General features: G+C 72.3%; 18 protein-coding genes and 1 riboswitch. Of the genes, 8 read left to right on the top strand and 10 right to left on the bottom strand.

Annotation, left to right across the window (positions count from 1 at the left end; genetic code table 11):
• The first annotated feature begins 100 nt into the window (after positions 1 to 100).
• Together ACWCRA_RS23985 and ACWCRA_RS23980 are read left to right on the top strand one after the other, a co-directional pair.
• Positions 101 to 985, top strand: a complete 885-nt coding sequence (locus tag ACWCRA_RS23985; protein ID WP_451068549.1) for an aminoglycoside phosphotransferase family protein — start codon at positions 101 to 103, stop codon at positions 983 to 985.
• A 76-nt stretch (positions 986 to 1,061) separates the two neighbouring features.
• Positions 1,062 to 1,562, top strand: a complete 501-nt coding sequence (locus ACWCRA_RS23980; protein WP_351557962.1) for a GNAT family N-acetyltransferase — start codon at positions 1,062 to 1,064, stop codon at positions 1,560 to 1,562.
• Here the strand turns inward: ACWCRA_RS23980 and ACWCRA_RS23975 are convergent.
• From ACWCRA_RS23975 to thrC, 7 genes are all read right to left on the bottom strand, one after another.
• Complete coding sequence (locus ACWCRA_RS23975) at positions 1,559 to 2,617, bottom strand: zinc-binding dehydrogenase (protein WP_351557960.1); 1,059 nt, start codon at positions 2,615 to 2,617, stop codon at positions 1,559 to 1,561. The two genes, ACWCRA_RS23980 and ACWCRA_RS23975, sit on opposite strands and share 4 nt — an antisense overlap.
• Before the next feature lie 239 nt (positions 2,618 to 2,856).
• The gene (locus ACWCRA_RS23970; protein ID WP_351557992.1) at positions 2,857 to 3,354 is read right to left on the bottom strand and encodes a hypothetical protein; all 498 of its coding nucleotides are present in this window, start codon (positions 3,352 to 3,354) and stop codon (positions 2,857 to 2,859) included.
• Positions 3,355 to 3,654: 300 nt separating this feature from the next.
• Positions 3,655 to 5,220: an alpha/beta hydrolase gene (locus ACWCRA_RS23965; RefSeq protein ID WP_451068548.1), complete on the bottom strand. Its 1,566-nt coding sequence runs from the start codon at positions 5,218 to 5,220 to the stop codon at positions 3,655 to 3,657.
• A 498-nt stretch (positions 5,221 to 5,718) separates the two neighbouring features.
• Entirely contained in the window at positions 5,719 to 7,341 is a 1,623-nt protein-coding gene (groL, locus tag ACWCRA_RS23960) for a chaperonin GroEL (protein ID WP_351557957.1), read from the bottom strand.
• A 447-nt stretch (positions 7,342 to 7,788) separates the two neighbouring features.
• On the bottom strand, positions 7,789 to 7,992 hold the full coding sequence (locus tag ACWCRA_RS23955; RefSeq protein WP_005315736.1) for a cold-shock protein: 204 nt from the start codon (positions 7,990 to 7,992) through the stop codon (positions 7,789 to 7,791).
• Between the two features lie 451 nt (positions 7,993 to 8,443).
• Entirely contained in the window at positions 8,444 to 8,719 is a 276-nt protein-coding gene (locus tag ACWCRA_RS23950; RefSeq protein ID WP_351557955.1) for a MoaD/ThiS family protein, read from the bottom strand.
• Positions 8,720 to 8,756: 37 nt separating this feature from the next.
• The gene (thrC, locus tag ACWCRA_RS23945; protein ID WP_351557953.1) at positions 8,757 to 10,046 is read right to left on the bottom strand and encodes a threonine synthase; all 1,290 of its coding nucleotides are present in this window, start codon (positions 10,044 to 10,046) and stop codon (positions 8,757 to 8,759) included.
• Positions 10,047 to 10,062: 16 nt separating this feature from the next.
• Positions 10,063 to 10,211, bottom strand: a riboswitch (SAM riboswitch).
• Between the two features lie 139 nt (positions 10,212 to 10,350).
• On the opposite strand from thrC, the gene ACWCRA_RS23940 reads away from it, so the two are divergent.
• Genes ACWCRA_RS23940 through ACWCRA_RS23930 form a run of 3 tightly spaced genes read left to right on the top strand, consistent with a single transcriptional unit; the run spans position 10,351 to position 13,039 of the window.
• Positions 10,351 to 11,295, top strand: coding sequence for a glucosyl-3-phosphoglycerate synthase (locus ACWCRA_RS23940; RefSeq protein WP_351557951.1), 945 nt, complete (start codon positions 10,351 to 10,353; stop codon positions 11,293 to 11,295).
• A gap of 29 nt (positions 11,296 to 11,324) precedes the next feature.
• The gene (locus tag ACWCRA_RS23935; protein WP_351557949.1) at positions 11,325 to 11,573 is read left to right on the top strand and encodes a hypothetical protein; all 249 of its coding nucleotides are present in this window, start codon (positions 11,325 to 11,327) and stop codon (positions 11,571 to 11,573) included.
• A 56-nt stretch (positions 11,574 to 11,629) separates the two neighbouring features.
• Positions 11,630 to 13,039, top strand: coding sequence for an alpha,alpha-trehalose-phosphate synthase (UDP-forming) (locus tag ACWCRA_RS23930; protein WP_351557947.1), 1,410 nt, complete (start codon positions 11,630 to 11,632; stop codon positions 13,037 to 13,039).
• Between the two features lie 15 nt (positions 13,040 to 13,054).
• Here the strand turns inward: ACWCRA_RS23930 and otsB are convergent, their stop codons facing one another.
• The 3 genes from otsB to ACWCRA_RS23915 form a co-directional block, all read right to left on the bottom strand.
• Positions 13,055 to 13,903: a trehalose-phosphatase gene (gene otsB / locus ACWCRA_RS23925; RefSeq protein WP_351557945.1), complete on the bottom strand. Its 849-nt coding sequence runs from the start codon at positions 13,901 to 13,903 to the stop codon at positions 13,055 to 13,057.
• 10 nt (positions 13,904 to 13,913) lie between these two features.
• Positions 13,914 to 14,150: a DUF3263 domain-containing protein gene (locus tag ACWCRA_RS23920; RefSeq protein WP_351557943.1), complete on the bottom strand. Its 237-nt coding sequence runs from the start codon at positions 14,148 to 14,150 to the stop codon at positions 13,914 to 13,916.
• Between the two features lie 61 nt (positions 14,151 to 14,211).
• The gene (locus tag ACWCRA_RS23915; protein WP_351557941.1) at positions 14,212 to 15,483 is read right to left on the bottom strand and encodes an extracellular solute-binding protein; all 1,272 of its coding nucleotides are present in this window, start codon (positions 15,481 to 15,483) and stop codon (positions 14,212 to 14,214) included.
• A 273-nt stretch (positions 15,484 to 15,756) separates the two neighbouring features.
• Between ACWCRA_RS23915 and ACWCRA_RS23910 the strand changes: the two genes are divergently transcribed.
• The 3 genes from ACWCRA_RS23910 to nagA all read left to right on the top strand — a co-directional run bounded on the left by ACWCRA_RS23910 (position 15,757) and on the right by nagA (position 19,134).
• Positions 15,757 to 16,650 carry an SIS domain-containing protein gene (locus tag ACWCRA_RS23910; RefSeq protein WP_451068547.1) on the top strand — a complete coding sequence of 298 codons (894 nt, stop codon included), beginning with the start codon at positions 15,757 to 15,759 and terminating at the stop codon, positions 16,648 to 16,650.
• Positions 16,651 to 17,014: 364 nt separating this feature from the next.
• Complete coding sequence (locus ACWCRA_RS23905; RefSeq protein ID WP_351557750.1) at positions 17,015 to 17,953, top strand: ROK family protein; 939 nt, start codon at positions 17,015 to 17,017, stop codon at positions 17,951 to 17,953.
• Positions 17,953 to 19,134, top strand: coding sequence for an N-acetylglucosamine-6-phosphate deacetylase (gene nagA, locus ACWCRA_RS23900; RefSeq protein WP_351557748.1), 1,182 nt, complete (start codon positions 17,953 to 17,955; stop codon positions 19,132 to 19,134). The genes ACWCRA_RS23905 and nagA overlap by 1 nt, the downstream gene beginning before the upstream one ends.
• Positions 19,135 to 19,163 lie beyond the last annotated feature (29 nt).

The raw sequence follows: 19,163 nt of genomic DNA, 5'->3' as shown, positions 1-19,163 counted from the left end.
CGCCCTGCCCCGCCCTGTCCCGCCCTGTCCCGCCCCGCCCCGGCCCGCCCGCGCCCGCCGCGCCCCCGGGCCCGCCCCCCCCGTACGTACCATCGACTCCATGATCGAGGTCCCGGAAGCTCTCGTCGCCCACTACTCCGAGAACCGGGGAGCGGAGGGCCGGGCCTTCGCCGGGCTGCTGCCCGCGCGGGCCGCCGGCTTCCTCGACCGCTGGGGGCTGCGGACCGCCGGAGCCCCCATGCACGGCGTGTGCGCCCTGGTGCTGCCGGTGGAGCGGGCGGACGGCACGGGCGCCGTGCTGAAGCTCCAGGCACTCGACGAGGAGACCGAGGGCGAGCCGGACGCCCTGCGCGCCTGGGGCGGGGACGGCGCGGCCCGGCTGCTGGAACACGACCGCGAGACCGGCACCCTGCTGCTGGAGCGCCTCGGCACCCGCGATCTGTCGTCGGTGGAGGACTCGCGCGAGGCGGTGCGCGTCCTCGCGGAGCTGCTGGCCCGGCTGACGGACCGGCCCGCCCCCGAGGGGATGCGCCGGCTCGGCGATCTCGCCGCCCGGATGCTCGACGCGGTGCCGGGCGCCGCACCGCGCCTCGCCGACAGCGCCGAGCGGCGGCTGCTCCTCGACTGCGCGGCGGCGGTACGGGAGGTTCTGGCCGAACCCGGTGACCGGCTGCTCCACTGGGATCTGCACTACGGGAACGTGCTCGCCGCCGAGCGCGAGCCCTGGCTCGCCATCGACCCGAAGCCGCTGGCCGGTGACCCCGGCTTCGAGCTGGCCCCCGCCCTCCACAACCGCTTCGACCCGGCCGAGACGCGCCGGCGGTTCGATCTGATGACCGAGGTCCTGGCGCTGGACCGGGAGCGCGCCCGGGCGTGGTCGCTCGGGCGGGTGCTCCAGAACGGTCTGTGGACGGTCGAGGACGGGGAGGAACGGCTCGACCCCGTCCAGGTGTCGATCGCGCGGACCCTGCTGGGCCGGGAGTGAACTCCCGGCCCGGCGGAGGTGTCTTGGATGCTGGACCGGCCGGCGTGGCCGGCCGGGGCTCGGCCACGCTGATCCCATGATCCGTAACGCCCTGCCCGAGGACATCCCCGCGATCCACCGCATGGTCCGGGAACTCGCCGACTACGAGAAGGCGCTGCACGAGGTCCGCGCCACCGAGGAGCAGCTCCGCGAGGCGCTCTTCGGCGAGCGGCCCGCCGCCCACGCCCACATCGCCGTGACGGACGACGGGGAAGTCGTCGGATTCTCCCTGTGGTTCCTGAACTTCAGCACCTGGCGCGGGGTGCACGGCATTTATCTGGAGGATCTGTACGTACGCCCCGACCGGCGCGGCGGCGGGCACGGCAAGGCGCTGCTGACGGAACTGGCGCGGATCTGTGTGGAGCGGGGGTACGAGCGGCTGGAGTGGTCGGTCCTGGACTGGAACACCCCATCGATCGACTTCTACCGGTCGCTCGGCGCCCGTCCGCAGGACGAGTGGACCGTGTACCGGCTGACCGACGAGGCGCTCGCGTCGCTCGGCTCGCGAGCCCGGCAAGATCCGAAAGAGACGGCCTAGGGCCTCACGGGCCTCACGGGCCTCGCGGGCCTCGCGGAGCCGGGAGCCGGTGAGGAGCCGGTGGGGATCAGGACCACCTTGCCGACCGCCCCCCGGGTCTCGATCGCCCGGTGGGCGCCCGCCGCGTCGCTGAGCGGGAAGCGGTGGACGGCCGGGCGGAGCCGGCCGGTGGCCGCCTCGGCGAGGGAGCGCTCCTCCAGGGCGCGCAGTCCGCCCGCCCGCTCCAGCATTCCCGGGCCGAGCACCATCTCCGAGGTGATCCCGCGCTCGGCCTGCTCCTCCTCGGTGAAGGTCAGCGGCTCCCCGTCGTGCAGCTTCTCCCCGGCCCAGCCGAAGACGACGTGCCGGCCGCCCTTGCCGAGCAGATCGACGGCGGCGCGCCCGTTGGCGCCGCCGACCGCGTCGAAGACGGTGGTGGCGCGCTGCTCGCCCAGGTAGTCGCGGACCTGCTCGGGCCAGTCGGGCTGCTTGTAGTCGACGGCGATGTCCGCGCCGTTCGCCAGGACGCCCGCGACCTTGACCGGGCCGCCCGCCAGACCGATGACGGTGGCGCCGGCGTTCTTGGCGTACTGCACGAGCAGGGTGCCGATGCCGCCGGCCGCCGCGGTGACGATCACGGTGGAGTCCGGGCCCGGCTCGGCGAACTGGAGGATGCCCAGCGCCGTGCGGCCGGTGCCGATCATGGCCACGGCCTCCGCCGCGTCCAGGCCGTCCGGGACCGCGTGGAGCCGGTCGGCGCCGGTGACGGCGAGTTCGGCGTATCCGCCCGGGACCATGCCCAGATGGGCGACGACCGGCCGTCCCAGCCAGTGGTCGTCGGTGCCCTCGCCGAGGGCGTCGACCACGCCCGCGACCTCGCGGCCCGGGATCGTCGGCAGCGGGATCGGCTCGGCGTAGGGGCCGCTCTCGCCCCGGCGCAGAGCGGTGTCCAGGACGTGGACGCCGGCGGCGGCGACCGAGATCCGCACCTGGCCGGGGCCGGGGACGGGGTCCTCGGCCACCTCGTGGACGAGGTTCTCGGCGGGGCCGAAGGCGTGGAGGCGGATGGCGTGCATGGCGGGCTCCCCTGAGTCGTGGTGCTCTCTCGGTGACAGGGCCAACCCTCCTGCCTCAACCTTGCTTGAGGTCAAGGGCCGCCGGGGGCGCCGCATGGCACGCCGGGGACACCGCCGCGACGGGGGCGGTGAGCCCGGGCTGTGGGGGGCCGGCTCGCGGGGAGGACGACCGGGGGCGCGTGCGCGGTCCGTGGCCTTTCGCGGGGCGTGGCCTTTCGCGGGGCGTCCGAGGACGGGTCTCAGATACGGGGGAAGCGGGCCTGGAGGTCCCAGATCACCGGGTTGTCGGCGAGGCTCTCGTGCAGATCGGTCAGATCCGCGATCACATCGTGCAGGAAGTCGCGGGACTCACGGCGCAGCTCGCTGTGGCTGAAGGTGAGCGGCGGCTCGTCGCGGCGCATCCAGTCCGCCTCCACATCCACCCAGCCGAAGCGCCGCTCGAACAGCATCCGGTCGGCGGACTCCGTGAAGTCCAGCTCGGCGCGCTGGGGGGTGGCGGAGCGGCTGCCGCGCGGGTCGCGGTCGAGGCGCTCGACGATGTCGCAGAGCGCCCAGGCGAAGTCGAGGACGGGGACCCATCCCCAGGCTGTGGACACCTCGCGGTCGGCCTTGGTGTCGGCGAGGTAGACGTCGCCGCAGAAGAGGTCGTGGCGGAGGGCGGGGGGGTCGGCCGCGCGGTAGTCGGTTTGAGGGGGGTCGGGGAAGCGGGGGGAGAGGGAGTAGCCGATGTCGAGCACGCTTGATGGTGTCATGAGGGGGTGGGGGTGGGGTGCGGGGGCTGGTCCCCGACCCGGGCCCGCTGGGTGCGGGGTCCCGTGGTGCGGGGTCCGTCCTCAATCGCCGGACGGGCTGGGTTTGTGCGGGTTTCCTGTGGTGCGGGGTCCGTCCTCAAACGCCGGACGGGCTGGGATGTCACGCTGGGCGGGCTGGGGTGCGCGTCGAGCGGGCTGGGGTGTCGTGCTGGGTGGGCCGGGGTGCGTGCCGGACGGGCCGGGGTGCGTGCCGGACGGGCTGGGGGCCCGTCCGGCACGGGGTGGTCAGAAGCGGTGGGGGTGCTGGGGGAGGGGGGACTGGGGGGTGGTGGAGGTGCGGGGGGCGCCCGGGGCGCAGGTGGTGTCCTTCGCCGGGAGCTTCCCGGTGTTCAGGTACGACGTCCCCGCGGCATCCGCGCACGCGCTCCCGCCGAAGAGATACACCCCGTGCCCCTCCCCGTTCTTCACGGTCACCATCTTCGCGCCCTTGAGCGCGCTCCTCATCCCCTTCGCCGTCGAGAGCGGCGTCTGCGAGTCCCACTCGTTCTGGATGATCAGCGAGGGCACCTTGTTGTCGACCTTGGTGACCGGCTCACCGGACTTGTTCCAGAAGGCGCACGGCGTGATGTTGGACCCGAAGTCCCCGTACAGCGGGTAGCGCTTCTTGTCCCGGACCGCGTCCTTGCGGTACTGCTCGGTGTCGCGCGGCCAGGCCGCCGAGTTGTCCCCGCAGACGACCGACCAGAAGGCCGCGTCGCCGTTGTCGGCCGGCGTCTCCACGGCGAAGGCGGGCCGCCGGCGCGGCTCGGTCCCCGCCGGGCCGGTCTTCTTGCCGGCGGCGGCCTTCCTCAGGTTCACGACCAGTTCGCTGGCGGGCTCGACGCTGAAGGTCGAGTACCGCATGTACTCCCGCACCCCGTCGCCGTTGAACACCTCGCCCTCGTACTCGAAGGGCTTCCGGTCGGCCTGGGCCACCAGGTCCCAGAAGGACTTGCTCACCTTCTGCGGGGTGTCGCCCAGCTTGTAGACCGCGTTCCGCGCCGCCGCCCACTTCGTCCACCGCTGGAACGCCGGCTCCGCGCCGTCCGCCCACGCCTGGATCATGCCGCGCCAGGTGCGCGTGGGGTCGACGGCGCTGTCGAGGATGAAGCGGCCGGTCCGCTGGGGGAACATCTGGCTGTAGACGGCGCCCAGATAGGTCCCGTAGGAGTAGCCCACGTAGTTGAGCTTCTTCTCGCCGAGGACGGTACGGATCAGATCCAGGTCCCGCGCGGTGTTGCGGGTGGTGGTGTGCGGAACCTTCTCCCCGGACTTCTTGCGGCACTTGTCGGCGACGCCCTTCGCCGTGGCGACGTCCTTGGCATAGGTCTTCGCCTTGTACACCCGCGGCCACAGGGCCTCGGCCCCGGAGAGTCCGCAGGTGACGGGGGAGCTCCGGCCGACGCCGCGGGGGTCGAAGCCGATCAGGTCGTACCGGTCCCGCACGGACTGGGGCAGCGCGGTCTTGAACTCCAGCGGCAGACCGAGCCCGCTGCCGCCGGGGCCGCCGGGGTTGGAGAGCAGGACGCCGTGGCGCTTGCCCGGCACACTGGTCCGGTAGCGGGATATCGCGATGTCCGTCTTCTTGCCGCCGGGCTTGGCGTAGTTGAGCGGCACCTTGACCGTGGCGCACTGGAAGGCGGCCGGCAGATCCGGGTGGCACCGCTTCCAGGTGAGCTTCTGCTGGGCGTACTGAGCCAGGGGACTCGTCCCGGGGCCCGGTGCGGCCGCCGCGGTGGTGGTGGTCACGGCGGGTGCGAGTGTCGCCATGACACTCACCGCGAGCACGGGTACGAGTCGTCGTCGCTGCATGAAGTCGTTCCTCCAGTGGATGGGCTCGCTGCTGTGGCGCAAGAGGCTCAATGGGCGCCTGTGCCAATGTAGTTGGCGCGGTGCCGGCGGGGGCCCGGTCCGCCGGATCGGAGGCCGGCGGGCGCGAAGGCCGTCACCGCGGGGCCGCCGGCCGGGGCCGCGGCGGGTCCGCCCGCCGCGCGTGGGGGAGCCGGTCTTCTCAACCGCACCGAGGGGCCTTCCCGTTGAGCGGGGTGGGTGACGGGATAGACCCTGGCTCAAGGAAGGGCGGGGCGAATCATCCCCGAGGGCGGGCTTGCTGCGACCCTGGAGGGAGGGGCGCGCGGAGGGCTCGTCCCCGGGGCGTAGGGGATGCCCCGCAGGACACCCCCGGGTACGGCCGGGCGCACGCCGGAGGGCGGCACCCCCGGGTACGGCCGGGCGCACGCCGAAGGGCGGCACCCCCTGGGAGAGGGGTGCCGCCCTTCGGATGGAGCAGGAGCTGCCGATCCCGGGGGATCAGAAGTCCATGTCACCGCCCGGCATGCCGCCCGGAGCGGCCGCGGCGGCCTTCTCCGGCTTGTCGGCGATGACGGCCTCGGTGGTCAGGAACAGCGCCGCGATGGAGGCCGCGTTCTGCAGGGCAGAGCGGGTCACCTTCGCGGGGTCGAGGATGCCCTCGGCGATCATGTCGACGTACTCACCGGTCGCGGCGTTCAGGCCGTGGCCGACGGGCAGGTTGCGCACCTTCTCGACGATGACGCCACCCTCCAGGCCGCCGTTGATGGCGATCTGCTTGAGCGGGGCCTCCAGCGCGAGCTTCACGGCGTTGGCGCCGGTCGCCTCGTCGCCTTCGAGGTCGAGCTTCTCGAAGACCGAGGAAGCCTGGAGCAGCGCGACGCCACCACCGGCGACGATGCCCTCCTCGACGGCCGCCTTCGCGTTGCGGACGGCGTCCTCGATGCGGTGCTTGCGCTCCTTGAGCTCGACCTCGGTCGCGGCACCGGCCTTGATGACGGCCACGCCGCCGGCCAGCTTCGCCAGGCGCTCCTGGAGCTTCTCGCGGTCGTAGTCCGAGTCGGAGTTCTCGATCTCGGCGCGGATCTGGTTGACCCGCCCGGCGACCTGGTCGCTGTCACCGGCGCCGTCGACGATCGTGGTCTCGTCCTTGGTGATGACGACCTTGCGGGCGCGGCCCAGCAGGTCCAGGCCGGCGTTCTCGAGCTTGAGGCCGACCTCCTCGGAGATGACCGTGCCGCCCGTGAGGATGGCGATGTCGTTCAGCATGGCCTTGCGGCGGTCGCCGAAGCCCGGGGCCTTGACGGCGACGGACTTGAAGGTGCCGCGGATCTTGTTCACGACCAGCGTGGACAGGGCCTCGCCCTCGACGTCCTCGGCGATGATCAGCAGGGGCTTGCCCGACTGCATGACCTTCTCCAGCAGCGGAAGGAGGTCCTTCACGTTGCCGATCTTGGAGTTGACGATCAGGATGTACGGGTCGTCCAGGGACGCCTCCATACGCTCCATGTCGGTGGCGAAGTACGCCGAGATGTAGCCCTTGTCGAAGCGCATACCCTCGGTGAGCTCCAGCTCCAGACCGAAGGTCTGGGACTCCTCGACGGTGATGACGCCTTCCTTGCCGACCTTGTCCATCGCCTCGGCGATGAGCTCGCCGATCTGGGTGTCGGCGGCGGAGATGGAGGCGGTGGAGGCGATCTGCTCCTTGGTCTCCACGTCCTTGGCCTGCTCCAGGAGGGCACCGGAGACGGCCTCGACGGCCTTCTCGATGCCGCGCTTGAGGGCCATCGGGTTGGCGCCGGCCGCGACGTTGCGCAGGCCCTCGCGGACGAGCGCCTGGGCGAGAACGGTGGCGGTGGTCGTGCCGTCGCCGGCGACGTCGTCCGTCTTCTTGGCGACTTCCTTGACCAGCTCGGCGCCGATCTTCTCGTACGGGTCCTCGAGCTCGATCTCCTTGGCGATGGACACACCATCGTTGGTGATCGTGGGCGCGCCCCACTTCTTCTCAAGGACGACGTTGCGGCCCTTGGGGCCGAGGGTGACCTTGACGGCGTCGGCGAGCTGGTTCATACCGCGCTCAAGGCCGCGCCGCGCCTCCTCGTCGAACGCGATGATCTTTGCCATGTGAAGTGTCCTCCACGGACTGGTGGGAAGCTCTGGCCGGACCGCGCTGGCGCCCGCGACGGACGGTCCCCAGCCGTGTGGTTCTCTGCCCCACCCGGCGTGCGGACCTCACCGACCCGGTCCTTGTTCTGTCACTCTCACCAGGAGAGTGCTAACGCCAATGATTAGCACTCGCCCCCTCCGAGTGCAAGCGCCTCCGGGAGAACCGGGGGGAGCGAGGGCCCCGGGAGCCCGTCCCCGCGGGGCGGTGCGCGGGCGCGCGCCGCCCCGCCGCGCCGGGGCTCCGGGAGCGCCCGCGCGAGGGCGCCCGGGGGCTCCGCCGGCCTGCCGCGCCCGGACACACCTGTGGGGTCCGCACCCCGTTCCCGGGATGCGGACCCCACATGTGTGAGCGCGTCGGTGGCCGATCGCGTCGCAGGTGTCGCAGGTGTGGCGAGGAACGCGGGATCAGACCGCGAGCTTCACCATGTCCGCCTGCGGACCCTTCTGTCCCTGCGAGATTTCGAACTCGACTCGCTGCCCCTCCTCCAGGGTGCGGTAGCCGTCCATCTGGATCGCGCTGTAGTGGACGAAGACGTCCGCACCACCGTCGACCGCGATGAAGCCGTACCCCTTCTCCGCGTTGAACCACTTGACGGTGCCCTGAGCCATGCCTAACTCCCCTATTACTGGCCCTTGCGCAGGACCGCACCTCGCGGACCCGGGTCAGACCTCACCCGCCGTGTGCCTGCCCGTCCGGGACGGGTTGAGGACCCCACAGGTGTGCGCCGGAACGCGTCGACCGCGGCTGAATGTATCTGCCCAACTGCCCTCTGCAACAGGTCAATCGGACGAGAAATCCGGGCACGGGCCATCGGGTAATCAGCCTGAATTCATGAGATCCCGGGGCAAGTCGGGCCCGGCAAAGAGGACTTAGGGTTCAAATCAAGCGCACACATTGGCTGCTTCTTATCGCGCCCGGGCGCATTCTGATAGGCCGGTCGGCACCGTCGGCCGAGGGGCGTTCCCCAACTGTAGCGCGCTCAACCCTACAGAATTGCCCCCTCCGTTTCTCTTACGGAGGGGGCAATCGGGGTGACGGTGCGTAGAGACGCGCCGGGGCTCAGCCGCCGGCGACCGCCGGGATGATCGAGACGCCGGCGCCGTCCGGGGTCGCGGTCTCCAGGCCCTGCTCGAAGCGGACGTCGTCGTCATTGACATAGACGTTCACGAAGCGGCGCAGCCTGCCGTTGTCGTCCAGGACGCGCGCGGCGATCCCCGCGTGGTTCCGCTCCAGGTCCGCGATCACCTCGGAGAGGGTGGTGCCCTCGGCGGCCACCTCGGCCCGGCCTCCGGTGTAGGTGCGCAGAATGGTCGGGATACGGACGTTGACGCTCATCTTCAGCTCTCCCAGGGGGTCGTGGGCCGGGGCCGGGTCAGTGGGCCAGGCCGGCGTCGCGGAACGCGTCCAGGCTCGGGCGGATCGTCGCGGTGGGCCCGGTGGTCGGGGCCACCGCGTCCAGGGTCTTGAGGCCGTCACCGGTGTTGAGGACGACGGTGGTCAGCGCGGGGTCGAGCACGCCGGCCTCGATCAGCTTCCGGGTCACGCCCACGGTGACCCCGCCGGCGGTCTCGGCGAAGATGCCCTCCGTGCGGGCCAGCAGCTTGATCGAGTCCACGATCTGCTCGTCGGTGACGTCCTCGACGGCGCCGCCCGTGCGGCGGGCGATGTCCAGGACGTAGGGCCCGTCGGCGGGGTTGCCGATCGCCAGCGACTTGGCGATGGTGTCCGGCTTCACCGGGCGCACCACGTCGTGCCCGGCCTTGAAGGCCGCCGCCACCGGCGAGCAGCCCTCCGCCTGGGCCCCGAAGATCTTGTAGGGGCGGTCCTCGACCAGGCCCAGCCGGATCAGCTCCTGGAGACCCTTGTCGATCTTGGTGAGCTGGGAGCCGGAGGCGATCGGGATCACGATCTGGTCGGGCAGCCGCCAGCCGAGCTGCTCGCAGATCTCGTACGCCAGCGTCTTGGAGCCCTCGCCGTAGTACGGGCGCAGATTGACGTTGACGAAGCCCCAGCCCTCGCCGAGCGGATCGCCGATCAGCTCCGAGCAGAAACGGTTCACATCGTCGTAGTTGCCCTCGATGCCGACCAGCTCGCCGCCGTAGACCGCGGCCATGACGACCTTGCCCTGCTCCAGGTCGTGCGGGATGAAGACACAGGAGCGCAGGCCCGCCCGGGCCGCCGCCGCGCCGACCGCGCCGGCGAGGTTGCCGGTGGAGGAGCAGGACAGGGTGGTGAAGCCGAAGGCGCGGGCCGCCTCGACGGCGATGGCGACGACCCGGTCCTTGAAGGAGTGGGTCGGGTTGCCGGAGTCGTCCTTGATGAACAGCCCGCCGGTGACGCCCAGTTCGCGGGCGAGGTTGTCGGCCTTGACCAGCTTGGTGAAGCCCGGGTTCAGGCTCGGCTTGTCCGCCACGCCGGCGGGGACGGGCAGCAGGGGCGCGTACCGCCAGATGTTCTCCGGACCGGCGGCGATCCGGGCGCGCAGCGCCTCGGGGTCACCGGACGGGAGGTCGTAGGCGACTTCCAGCGGACCGAAACAGGAGGAACAGGCGAAGATCGGGCCCAGAGCGAAGCGCTCACCGCACTCGCGACACGAGAGAGCCGCTGCGGGGCCCAGGTCGACGGGGGTGACGGGGGTGCTGAGGTCAGTCTGAACAGCCATGGAGGGAGGCCCTTTCTCCTCATCTTTCCCATGGCGAGGCTCGCCATGAGACGGATTTGGCACCTTCCCGAGCCGGGAGCCTCACGCGCTGAACAGCGACTGAGACCGGCTGGAGGGTTGCCGGGGCTTCAACGGGCCGTATCCCTCTGCCCCTCTGGATGAGCGGTATTCGATTGTGAACACGGGACCCGACCCCGACATGCGGTGGGCATCCGTGTTGTTCAAGACTGTAACCGAAGGGGTGGACGGTTGAGATAGTCGTCCGAACCGCGAGATGCGTCACAGCTGTGGGGAGTGGGCGAACGTGCTCGACGAGACAGAGCGCTGGCTGACCAGGCGTTCCTGGTCGGCGGCCGACCGGCCGCTGCCCCGGCTGCTCGCCGCGAAGCGGGCCGTGCCCGCCACGGTGAGCGTGGTGCTGCCCGCGCTCAACGAGGAGGCCACGGTGGGTGACATCGTCACCGTGATCCGCCGGGAGCTGATGGAGACCGCCCCGCTCGTCGACGAGCTGGTGGTGATCGACTCCGGCTCCACCGACCGCACGGCCGATGTGGCCGCCGCGGCGGGTGCGCGGGTGGTGCACCGGGACGCGATCCTGCCCCGGATTCCCGCCGTCGCCGGCAAGGGCGAGGTGCTCTGGCGGTCACTGATGGTCACCCGCGGTGACATCGTCTGCTTCGTCGACGCCGACCTGCGGGACTTCTCCGCCGACTTCGTCTCCGGGATCGTGGGCCCGCTCCTGACCGACCCCGGCATCGACTTCGTCAAGGCGATGTACGACCGCCCCCTCGACGACACCCCGGGGCAGGGCGGCCGGGTGACCGAGCTGGTGGCCCGGCCACTGCTCAATCTGCACTGGCCGCTGCTGGCCGGGTTCGTCCAGCCGCTGGGCGGGGAGTACGCGGTCCGGCGCGGGCTGCTGGAGCGGCTGCCCTTCCCGGTGGGGTACGGGGTGGAGCTGGGCCTGCTCGTCGACGCCCTGCACACGGTGGGCCTGGACGCCCTCGCCCAGGTCGACGTGGGCTCCCGCAAACACCGCCACCAGGACGGCCAGGCCCTCGGCCGGATGGCCGCCGCGATCTACCGGACCGCCCAGCTCCGGCTGACCCGGGGCCATCTGGTGCGCCCCTCGCTCACCCAGTTCGAGCGCGGTGAGCACGGTTTCGAGCCGCGCACCCACCGGGTGGACACCGAGGAGCGGCCCCCGATGGGGGAGATCCCCGAGTACGCGGCGCGTCGCGCCGCCTGACTCCCACCCGCTGGCTGAATATCCTATATATGAGATTTGTGCACCGCTCCGTCGTCGCCGCGACGGCGCTGCTCGGCCCCGCTCTGCTCGGCTCCGCCCTGCTGCACGGCCCGGCGGCGGCCCAGACCCTGGGCCCCCGGCAGAGCGGCACCGGCGCCGAGCGCCTCTGGCTCCTCGGCGGGCTCGCGCTGAGCCTCGCCGCCGCCGGGATCGTCGCCTACGCCGCCGCCCGCGGCCGCCGGGGCGCCGGAGCGGCGGCGGGCACCCGGCCCGAGTGAGCCAACCGGAGCCGTACGCACGTTTGAGTCCGCGCGGGACGGGCTAGGTTCGCGACATGGTCTCCGAGCCCCCCACCGCCCCGTCCCGCGCGCGGATTCTCGTCGCGTCCAACCGGGGCCCCGTCTCCTACACGCTCCGCGACGACGGCACCCTCGACGCCCGGCGCGGCGGTGGCGGACTCGTCTCCGGCCTCTCCGCGATCGGCTCGGGGGAGGACGCCCTCTGGATCTGCTCCGCCCTCGGCGACGGCGACCGCGAGGCCCTGCGGCGCGGCACCGGCGAGCCCGGGGTGCTGATGCTCGGCATCGACCCCGCCGTCCACTCCGACGCGTACAACGGCATCGCCAACTCCGTGCTCTGGTTTGTGCACCACCTGCTCTACCAGACCCCGCTGGAACCCGTCTTCGACGCCGCGTTCCGCCGCCAGTGGGCCGCGTACGAGAGCTACAACCGCTCCTTCGCGCGGGCGCTGGCCGACCACGCCGACGACGGCGCCGCCGTGCTGGTGCAGGACTACCACCTCGCGCTCGTCCCCGGGCTGCTCCGGGAGCTCCGGCCCGATCTGCGCATCGGGCACTTCTCGCACACCCCCTGGGCGCCCGCCGACTACTTCCGGCTGCTCCCCGACGACATCGCCGAGCAGCTCCTGCGCGGCCTCCTCGGCGCCGACCGCACCTGCTTCCTCACCCGCCGCTGGGCCGGTCTCTTCGGCGAGTGCGTCACCCGGGTGCTCGGCGAGAAGGCCCTCGACGGCGCCCGGATCGGGGTGCACGGCCTCGGCGCGGACGCCGGCTTCCTGCGGGAGCGGGCCCACCGCCCGGACGTGGCGGAGCGGATGGCCGCCCTCCGCGAGCAGATCGGCCCCGGCCGGCGCACCATCGTGCGGGTGGACCGCACCGAGCTGTCCAAGAACATCGTGCGCGGGCTGCTCGCCTACCGGGAGCTGCTCGCGTCCCGCCCCGAGTGGCGCGAGCGCGTGGTGCATGTCGCCTTCGCCTACCCCTCCCGGCAGGACCTGGCGGTCTACCGCGACTACACGGCCGAGGTGCGACGGGTCGCCGACGAGATCAACGAGGAGTACGGCACACCCGGCTGGACCCCGGTCGTCCTCCATGTGAAGGACGACTTCGCCCGCTCGCTCGCCGCCTACCGCCTCGCGGACGTCGCCCTGGTCAACCCCATCCGGGACGGGATGAACCTGGTCGCCAAGGAGATCCCGGTGGTCTCCGACGAGGGCTGCGCGCTGGTGCTGTCCCGGGAGGCGGGGGCGCACGAGGAGCTGGGCGGGGACGCGCTCACCGTCAATCCGTACGACATCACCGCCACCGCCGACGCCCTGCACCGGGCGCTCACCATGCCCGCCGACGAGCGCGCCCGGCGCACCGGGCGGCTCGCGGCGGCGGCCACGGCGCTGCCGCCCGAGCGGTGGTTCCTCGACCAGCTGGAGGCGCTGCGGGAGCTGTAGCCCCGCCGCGGGGGACTACAGCCGCTCCGCGAGGGCCGCCAGGAACTCCACCACCGCGGCCGGGCCCGGCAGCAGCAGATCGGCCCGCTCGGCCAGCTCGGTGACCTCCGTGCTGCCGCTGCACACCAGCAGCCCCGGCAGCCCGTCCGAGCGGAGCTTCTCCACGGCCGCGAAGGCGGGCAGGTCCCCGAGGTCGTCCCCCGCGTACAGCACGGCCTCGGCCTTCACCTCGCGCACGTACTCCGCGAGGGCGACGCCCTTGTCCATGCCCGGCGGGCGCAGCTCCAGCACCATCCGGCCGGGCTCCAGCACCAGACCGTGCCGGGAGGCGAGACCGGCCAGCGGCTCCCGCAGCGCCTCGAAGGCGGCCCGCGGGTCGGCGGCGCGGCGCGTGTGCACGGCGACGGCCTGGCCCTTCTCCTCGATCCAGGTCCCCTGCCAGGCGCCGATGCGGTCGAGGAAGCCGGGCAGCTCGGCGCGGACGGCGGCGACGCCGGGGTGCGGGGCGGGGGTGTTCACGGTGCCGGTGACCGCGTCCCACCGCTCGGCGCCGTAGTGCCCGAGCACCACCAGATGGTCCAGGCCCGCCACCCCGGCGAAGCCGCCGTAGCGGACCGCGACCCCCGCGGGGCGGCCGGTGACCACCGCCACGGACGCCACCCCGGGCGCGAGGCGCGCCAGCGCCGGCACCGCGCCGGGGTGGGCGCGGGCCTGCTCCGGGTCGGGGACGATCTCGGCGAGGGTGCCGTCGAAGTCGAGTGCGACGACGGCACCGCGGGGACGGTCCAGAAGTGCGGCGAGGCCGTCGCGGCCCGCCGGGGTCGACGGGGACGGCAGAGGATGCGCGTACGGGGAGCTGCCCATGGCCCCGACCTTAGCGGCGTGTGCGTTTCCCGTCTCTGACACGGCGCAGCCGGTTGACGGTCACCGGGGCGTGGGCGAGGGCGCGGGGATCGTCGAGGAGGGCGTTGAGCAGCTGGTAGTAGCGGACCGGGGAGATGCCGAGCCGCTCCCTGATGGCGCGCTCCTTGGCGCCGGGGCCCGGCCAGGAGTGCTGTTCCATGGCGAGCACGGCGCGGTCACGCTCGGAGAGCGGCGCGGTGTCGGTCATGCCTCCAACATAGACGCGGGCGCCGACAGCCCGCCCCCCGCGCCCGCCGGGCCGGTGCCCGCTACTCCTCCTTGGCCTCGGCCTCGGCGGCGTTCCGGGCGATCCGGCCCAGCACCTTCTCCGGGGTGGTGCCCTCGGTCACGGCCTTGCCGATGTTCCGCTTGATGTCGTCGCTCACGGCGCCCCAGGAGGTCTTGTCGACCGGGGGCAGCAGCGCGGCGGGCAGCTCCCGCAGGAACTGCCGCAGATCCCTGTGGTCCGGGTCCAGCTCCATCGCCTCGGAGCCGGTCACCGTCACCGGCAGCAGATCGTTCTGCGAGGCGAACGCCAGGACGTTCTTGTCGGCGAAGAGGAAGTCCAGGAAGGTGCCGATCTCGTCCTTGTTGCCGTTCTCCTTGAAGCCCATGATCCAGTCGGCGACGCCGAGGGAGGCCTTGGTCTCCCCGGTGCGGCCGGGCACCGGGACCATGCCGAGCCCGACACCGGCCGCCCTGGCCTGCTTGATCAGCGAGGGGTGGCCGTTGAGCATCCCCACCTCGCCCCGGGTGAAGGCGGCGAACGCGTCCTTGCGGTTCAGCTCACCGGGGGCGCCGGGTCCGGTGAGGCCGGGGCCGACCAGATGGGACTTGATCCACTGAAGGGTGCCGGCGTTCTCCTCGGTGTCGATGGAGTAGCCGCCGCCGGGGTCCACATAGCCGTTGGAGCCGCTGCCGAGCAGCCACATCATGGTCTCGATCTGGGCCTCCTCGGGCCCCAGCGGCAGCGCGAAGGGGTACTTCACATCGGTGCCGGACTTCAGCCGCTCGGCGGCCTCGCTCAGCTCCGCCCAGGTCTTCGGGGCCTTCTCGATCCCGGCCTCCGCGAAGAGGTCCTTGTTGTAGAAGAGCAGCCGGGTGGAGGCGGCGAACGGGAGCCCGTACTGCACCCGGCGCTGTTCGCCGGCGTCCGCCAGCGGGGGCAGGAAGTTGGACTGCACGGGGATGGAGAGGAGTTCGTCCGCGCTGTAGAGCTTGTCGTCGGCGGCGTAGTCGGCGTAGGCGCCGATCTGCGCCATGTCGGGGGCCTTGCCCTCCTTCACCAGCTCGGAGACCTCGCGGTCCACATCGGTCCAGGGCTCTATCCGCACCTCGACCTTGATGTTGGTGTGCTGGGACTCGAACTCCCGGACCAGTTTGGACCAGTACGTCTTGCTGCTCTGGCCGCCGCTGACGTCGTAGTCGGCGGCGATGAGGCTGAGCGTGACCTCGTCCGGGCCGCTGGAGCCGCCACAGCCCGTGAGGGTGAGGGCCAGTGCCGCGGTCGCCGCCGTCAGACTCAAGAAGTGCCGTGGCACAGCTCTGCTCCCGGTTCGCCGATTGCTTGATGTGTGCCCGCATGCAGCCTGCTGCCGCCCCCCGGGCGAGCTGCGATTTTCCATCACGGGGGGTTCAGTGGTCTATGCCGCGCGGTCTCACTTCTGCAACGTCTGTTCTACAGAAGGGTTTTGTTATGGGGCGCGGGAGGTGCCCATTGCCCTGGTGTGTCCGGGCCTGCTAAGCACGTCTCGGCACGGAATGGTCAAGTGCCGGTCGGTATACACGTGTACGCGCGCGAGGAGTCTTGCCACATGTCCCGTACTGCGACAGAGATAGCCACCCAGCCCGCCTGTTGGCGCCGTGCGGCCCGTGCCGTGGTGGATTTCGGGGGGCTGCCGAGGCCGGGGGAGCGGGTGGCCGTGACCGGGTGCGGGACGTCGTGGTTCATGGCGATCGCGTACGCGGCGCTGCGGGAGGCGGCGGGGCAGGGGGAGACGGACGCGTTCGCGGCGTCGGAGTTCCCGGTGGGCCGCTCCTACGACCGGGTGGTGGCGATCACCCGCTCGGGGACGACCACCGAGGTGCTGGACCTGCTCGCCCGGTTCAAGGGCCGGGTCCCGACGACGGCCCTGACGGCGGACCCGGCGACCCCGGTGATGCACGCGGCGGACGAGGTGGCGGTGCTGGACTGGGCGGACGAGGAGTCGGTGGTGCAGACCCGGTTCGCCACGACCGCGCTGGCCTTCCTGCGCGCGGGCCTCGGCCCGGTGCCGGGTCTGAAGCCGGTCACGGAGGCGGCGGTGGACGCGGAGCTGGCGGTGACGGAGCCGCTGCCGGAGGCGGCGGTGGGGGCGGAGCAGTGGACGTTCCTCGGGCGCGGCTGGACGTACGGGCTGGCGCTGGAGGCGGGGCTGAAGATGCGGGAGGCGGCCGGGGCGTGGACGGAGGCGTATCCGGCGATGGAGTACCGGCACGGGCCGATCGCGATCACGGGGGCGGGGCGGGTGGCGTGGGTGTTCGGGGAGCTGCCGGAGGGGTTGTCCGGTGAGGTGGGGAGGGTGGGGGGGAGTCTGGTGGTGCATCAGGGGGGTGATCCGATGGCGGATCTGGTGAGGGTGCAGAGGCTGGCGGTGGAGCTGGCGGAGCGCAAGGGGTTCGATCCGGACCGCCCGAGGAATCTCTCCCGCAGCGTGATCCTCCCCTGACCGGGGCGCCCGGGCGCGGGCCCTGTGCGACGGGGTCCCGCATCCTGCGGGCCCGGGTCGGGGGCCGGCCCCCGAACCCCCGCTCCTCAATCGCCGGAGGGGCTGGATTTCGTGCCTCGGCTCGCTGGGGGGCTGGGCAGCCCAGCCTGTCCGGGGGCACCTCCCAGAGGCGGCTCCGGGGGTGGTTGAGCGCGGGGTCCGGCTGGCGGAGGGGAGTGGGAGTTTCGGCCTGGACGCGGGACGGGGGCCGAGCCCGGCGGGCGGGGGGTTTGTGCTGGTGGGGGGTGGATAGGTTTGTACTGTTCCGCAACAATCGAGGATAGTGGACTAGACCTTTCGGGCCATCTCGCGCGAGACTGTGCACGTGAGACACGTCATCGCCCTCGATGTGGGCGGCACCGGCATGAAAGCCGCCCTCGTCGGCGCGGACGGAAACCTCCTCTACGAGGCCCGCCGCGCCACCGGGCGGGAGCGTGGCGCCGAGGCCGTCGTGCAGTCCATCCTCGACTTCGCCGACGACCTCCGCACCCACGGCAGAGAGCACCTCGGCGAGACCGCCCTCGCCGCCGGAGTGGTCGTCCCCGGAATCATCGACTCCGAGAGCGGCACCGTCGTCTACGCGACCAATCTCGGCTGGCGGGACGTCCCCATGCGGCAACTCCTCAGCGAGCGCCTCCGCGGCGTCCCCGTCGCCCTCGGACACGACGTCCGCACCGGCGGCCTCGCCGAGGGACGGATCGGCGCCGGGCACGGCGCCGACCGGTTCCTCTTCGTACCGCTCGGCACCGGCATCGCCGGCGCCATCGGCATCGACGGCACCATCGAGGCCGGCGCCCACGGCTACGCCGGCGAGATCGGCCATGTCGTCGTCCGCCCCGACGGCCCCCTGTGCGGCTGCGGCCAGCGCGGCTGTCTGGAGGCCCTCGCCTCCGCCGCCGCCGTCACCCGCGCCTGGGCGAAGGCCAGCGGCGACCCGGACGCCGACGCCGCCGACTGCGCCAAGGCCGTCGAGTCCGGCGACCCGAAGGCCATCGCCGTCTGGCTCGACGCCGTCGACGCCCTCGCCGCCGGACTGGTCACCGCACTCACCCTGCTGGACCCCCGCACCCTGATCATCGGTGGCGGCCTCGCCGAGGCCGGTGAAACCCTGTTCACACCCCTGCGGGCCGCCGTCGAGGAGCGCGTCACGTTCCAGAAGCTGCCCTCCATCGTCCCGGCAGCCCTCGGGGACACCGCTGGATGCCTGGGTGCGGGGCTGCTCGCCTGGGATCTGCTCGCCACCGACTCGGAGGTAACCGCCTAATGGCCGCTCGCGCCGCACTCGCCGACAGCGCCGCACGCGCCGACAGCACCGTCCTCACCGGAGCCCGGGTGGTCCTGCCGACCGGGACCGTCGAGAACGGCCGGGTGTCTGTCGCCGGTACGAAGATCACCGGTACCGCCCCGGAGGACGCCCCCGCGCGCGATCTCTCCGGCCACTGGATCGTCCCGGGCTTCATCGACCTCCACAACCACGGCGGCGGCGGAGCCTCCTTCACCGGCGGCACCATCGACGACGTCCTCCTCGGTGTGCGCACCCACCGGGAGCACGGCACCACCACCCTGGTCGCCTCCCTGGTCACCGCCGAGCCGGACTACCTCGCCCACCGCGCGGCGGCCCTCTCCGAACTGGTCGAGCAGGGCGACATCGCGGGCCTCCACTTCGAGGGCCCCTTCATCTCCCCCTGTCGCAAGGGGGCGCACAACGAGGATCTGCTGCTCCACCCCGACCCGGCCGAGGTCCGCAAGCTGATCGACGCGGCCCGGGGCACGGCCAGGATGGTGACCCTCGCCGCCGAACTCCCCGGCGGCATCGACTCCGTACGGCTGCTCGCCGAACACGGCGTGATCGCCGCGCTCGGCCACACCGACGCGACGTACGAGCAGACGGTGGAGGCCATCGACGCGGGCGCCACCGTGGCGACCCACCTCTTCAACGCCATGCCGCAGATCGGCCACCGCGCGCCCGGCCCGATCGCCGCGCTCCTGGAGGACGAGCGGGTCACCGTCGAGCTGATCAACGACGGCACCCATCTCCACCCCGCGGCGCTCGAACTCGCCTTCCACCGCGCGGGCGCGCACCGGGTCGCCTTCATCACCGACGCCATGGACGCGGCGGGCTTCGGCGACGGTCGCTACCAGCTCGGTTCGATGGCCGTCGATGTCGTCGACGGCGTGGCCCGGCTCGCCGAGGGCGGCGCCATCGCGGGCTCCACGCTCACCCTGGACACGGCGTTCAGACGGGCGGCCACCGTGGACCGCATCCCCGTCGCCGACATCGTCCAGGCGATCTCCGCCAACCCGGCCAAGCTGCTGGGCATCGACGACCGGGTCGGTTCGCTGGAGCCCGGCAAGGACGCCGATCTCGTCGTCCTGGACGAGGAGTTCCGGCTCAAGGGCGTGATGCGCCAGGGCGCCTGGGTGGTCGATCCGGCCCAGGGCTGACATTCAGGGGCTCTGACGGCGATGTCGCC

The organism is Streptomyces sp. NPDC001889, assembly GCF_053594535.1.
Note: the sequence above shows the minus strand (reverse complement) of the source record. Positions and strands in the feature narration are given on the sequence as shown.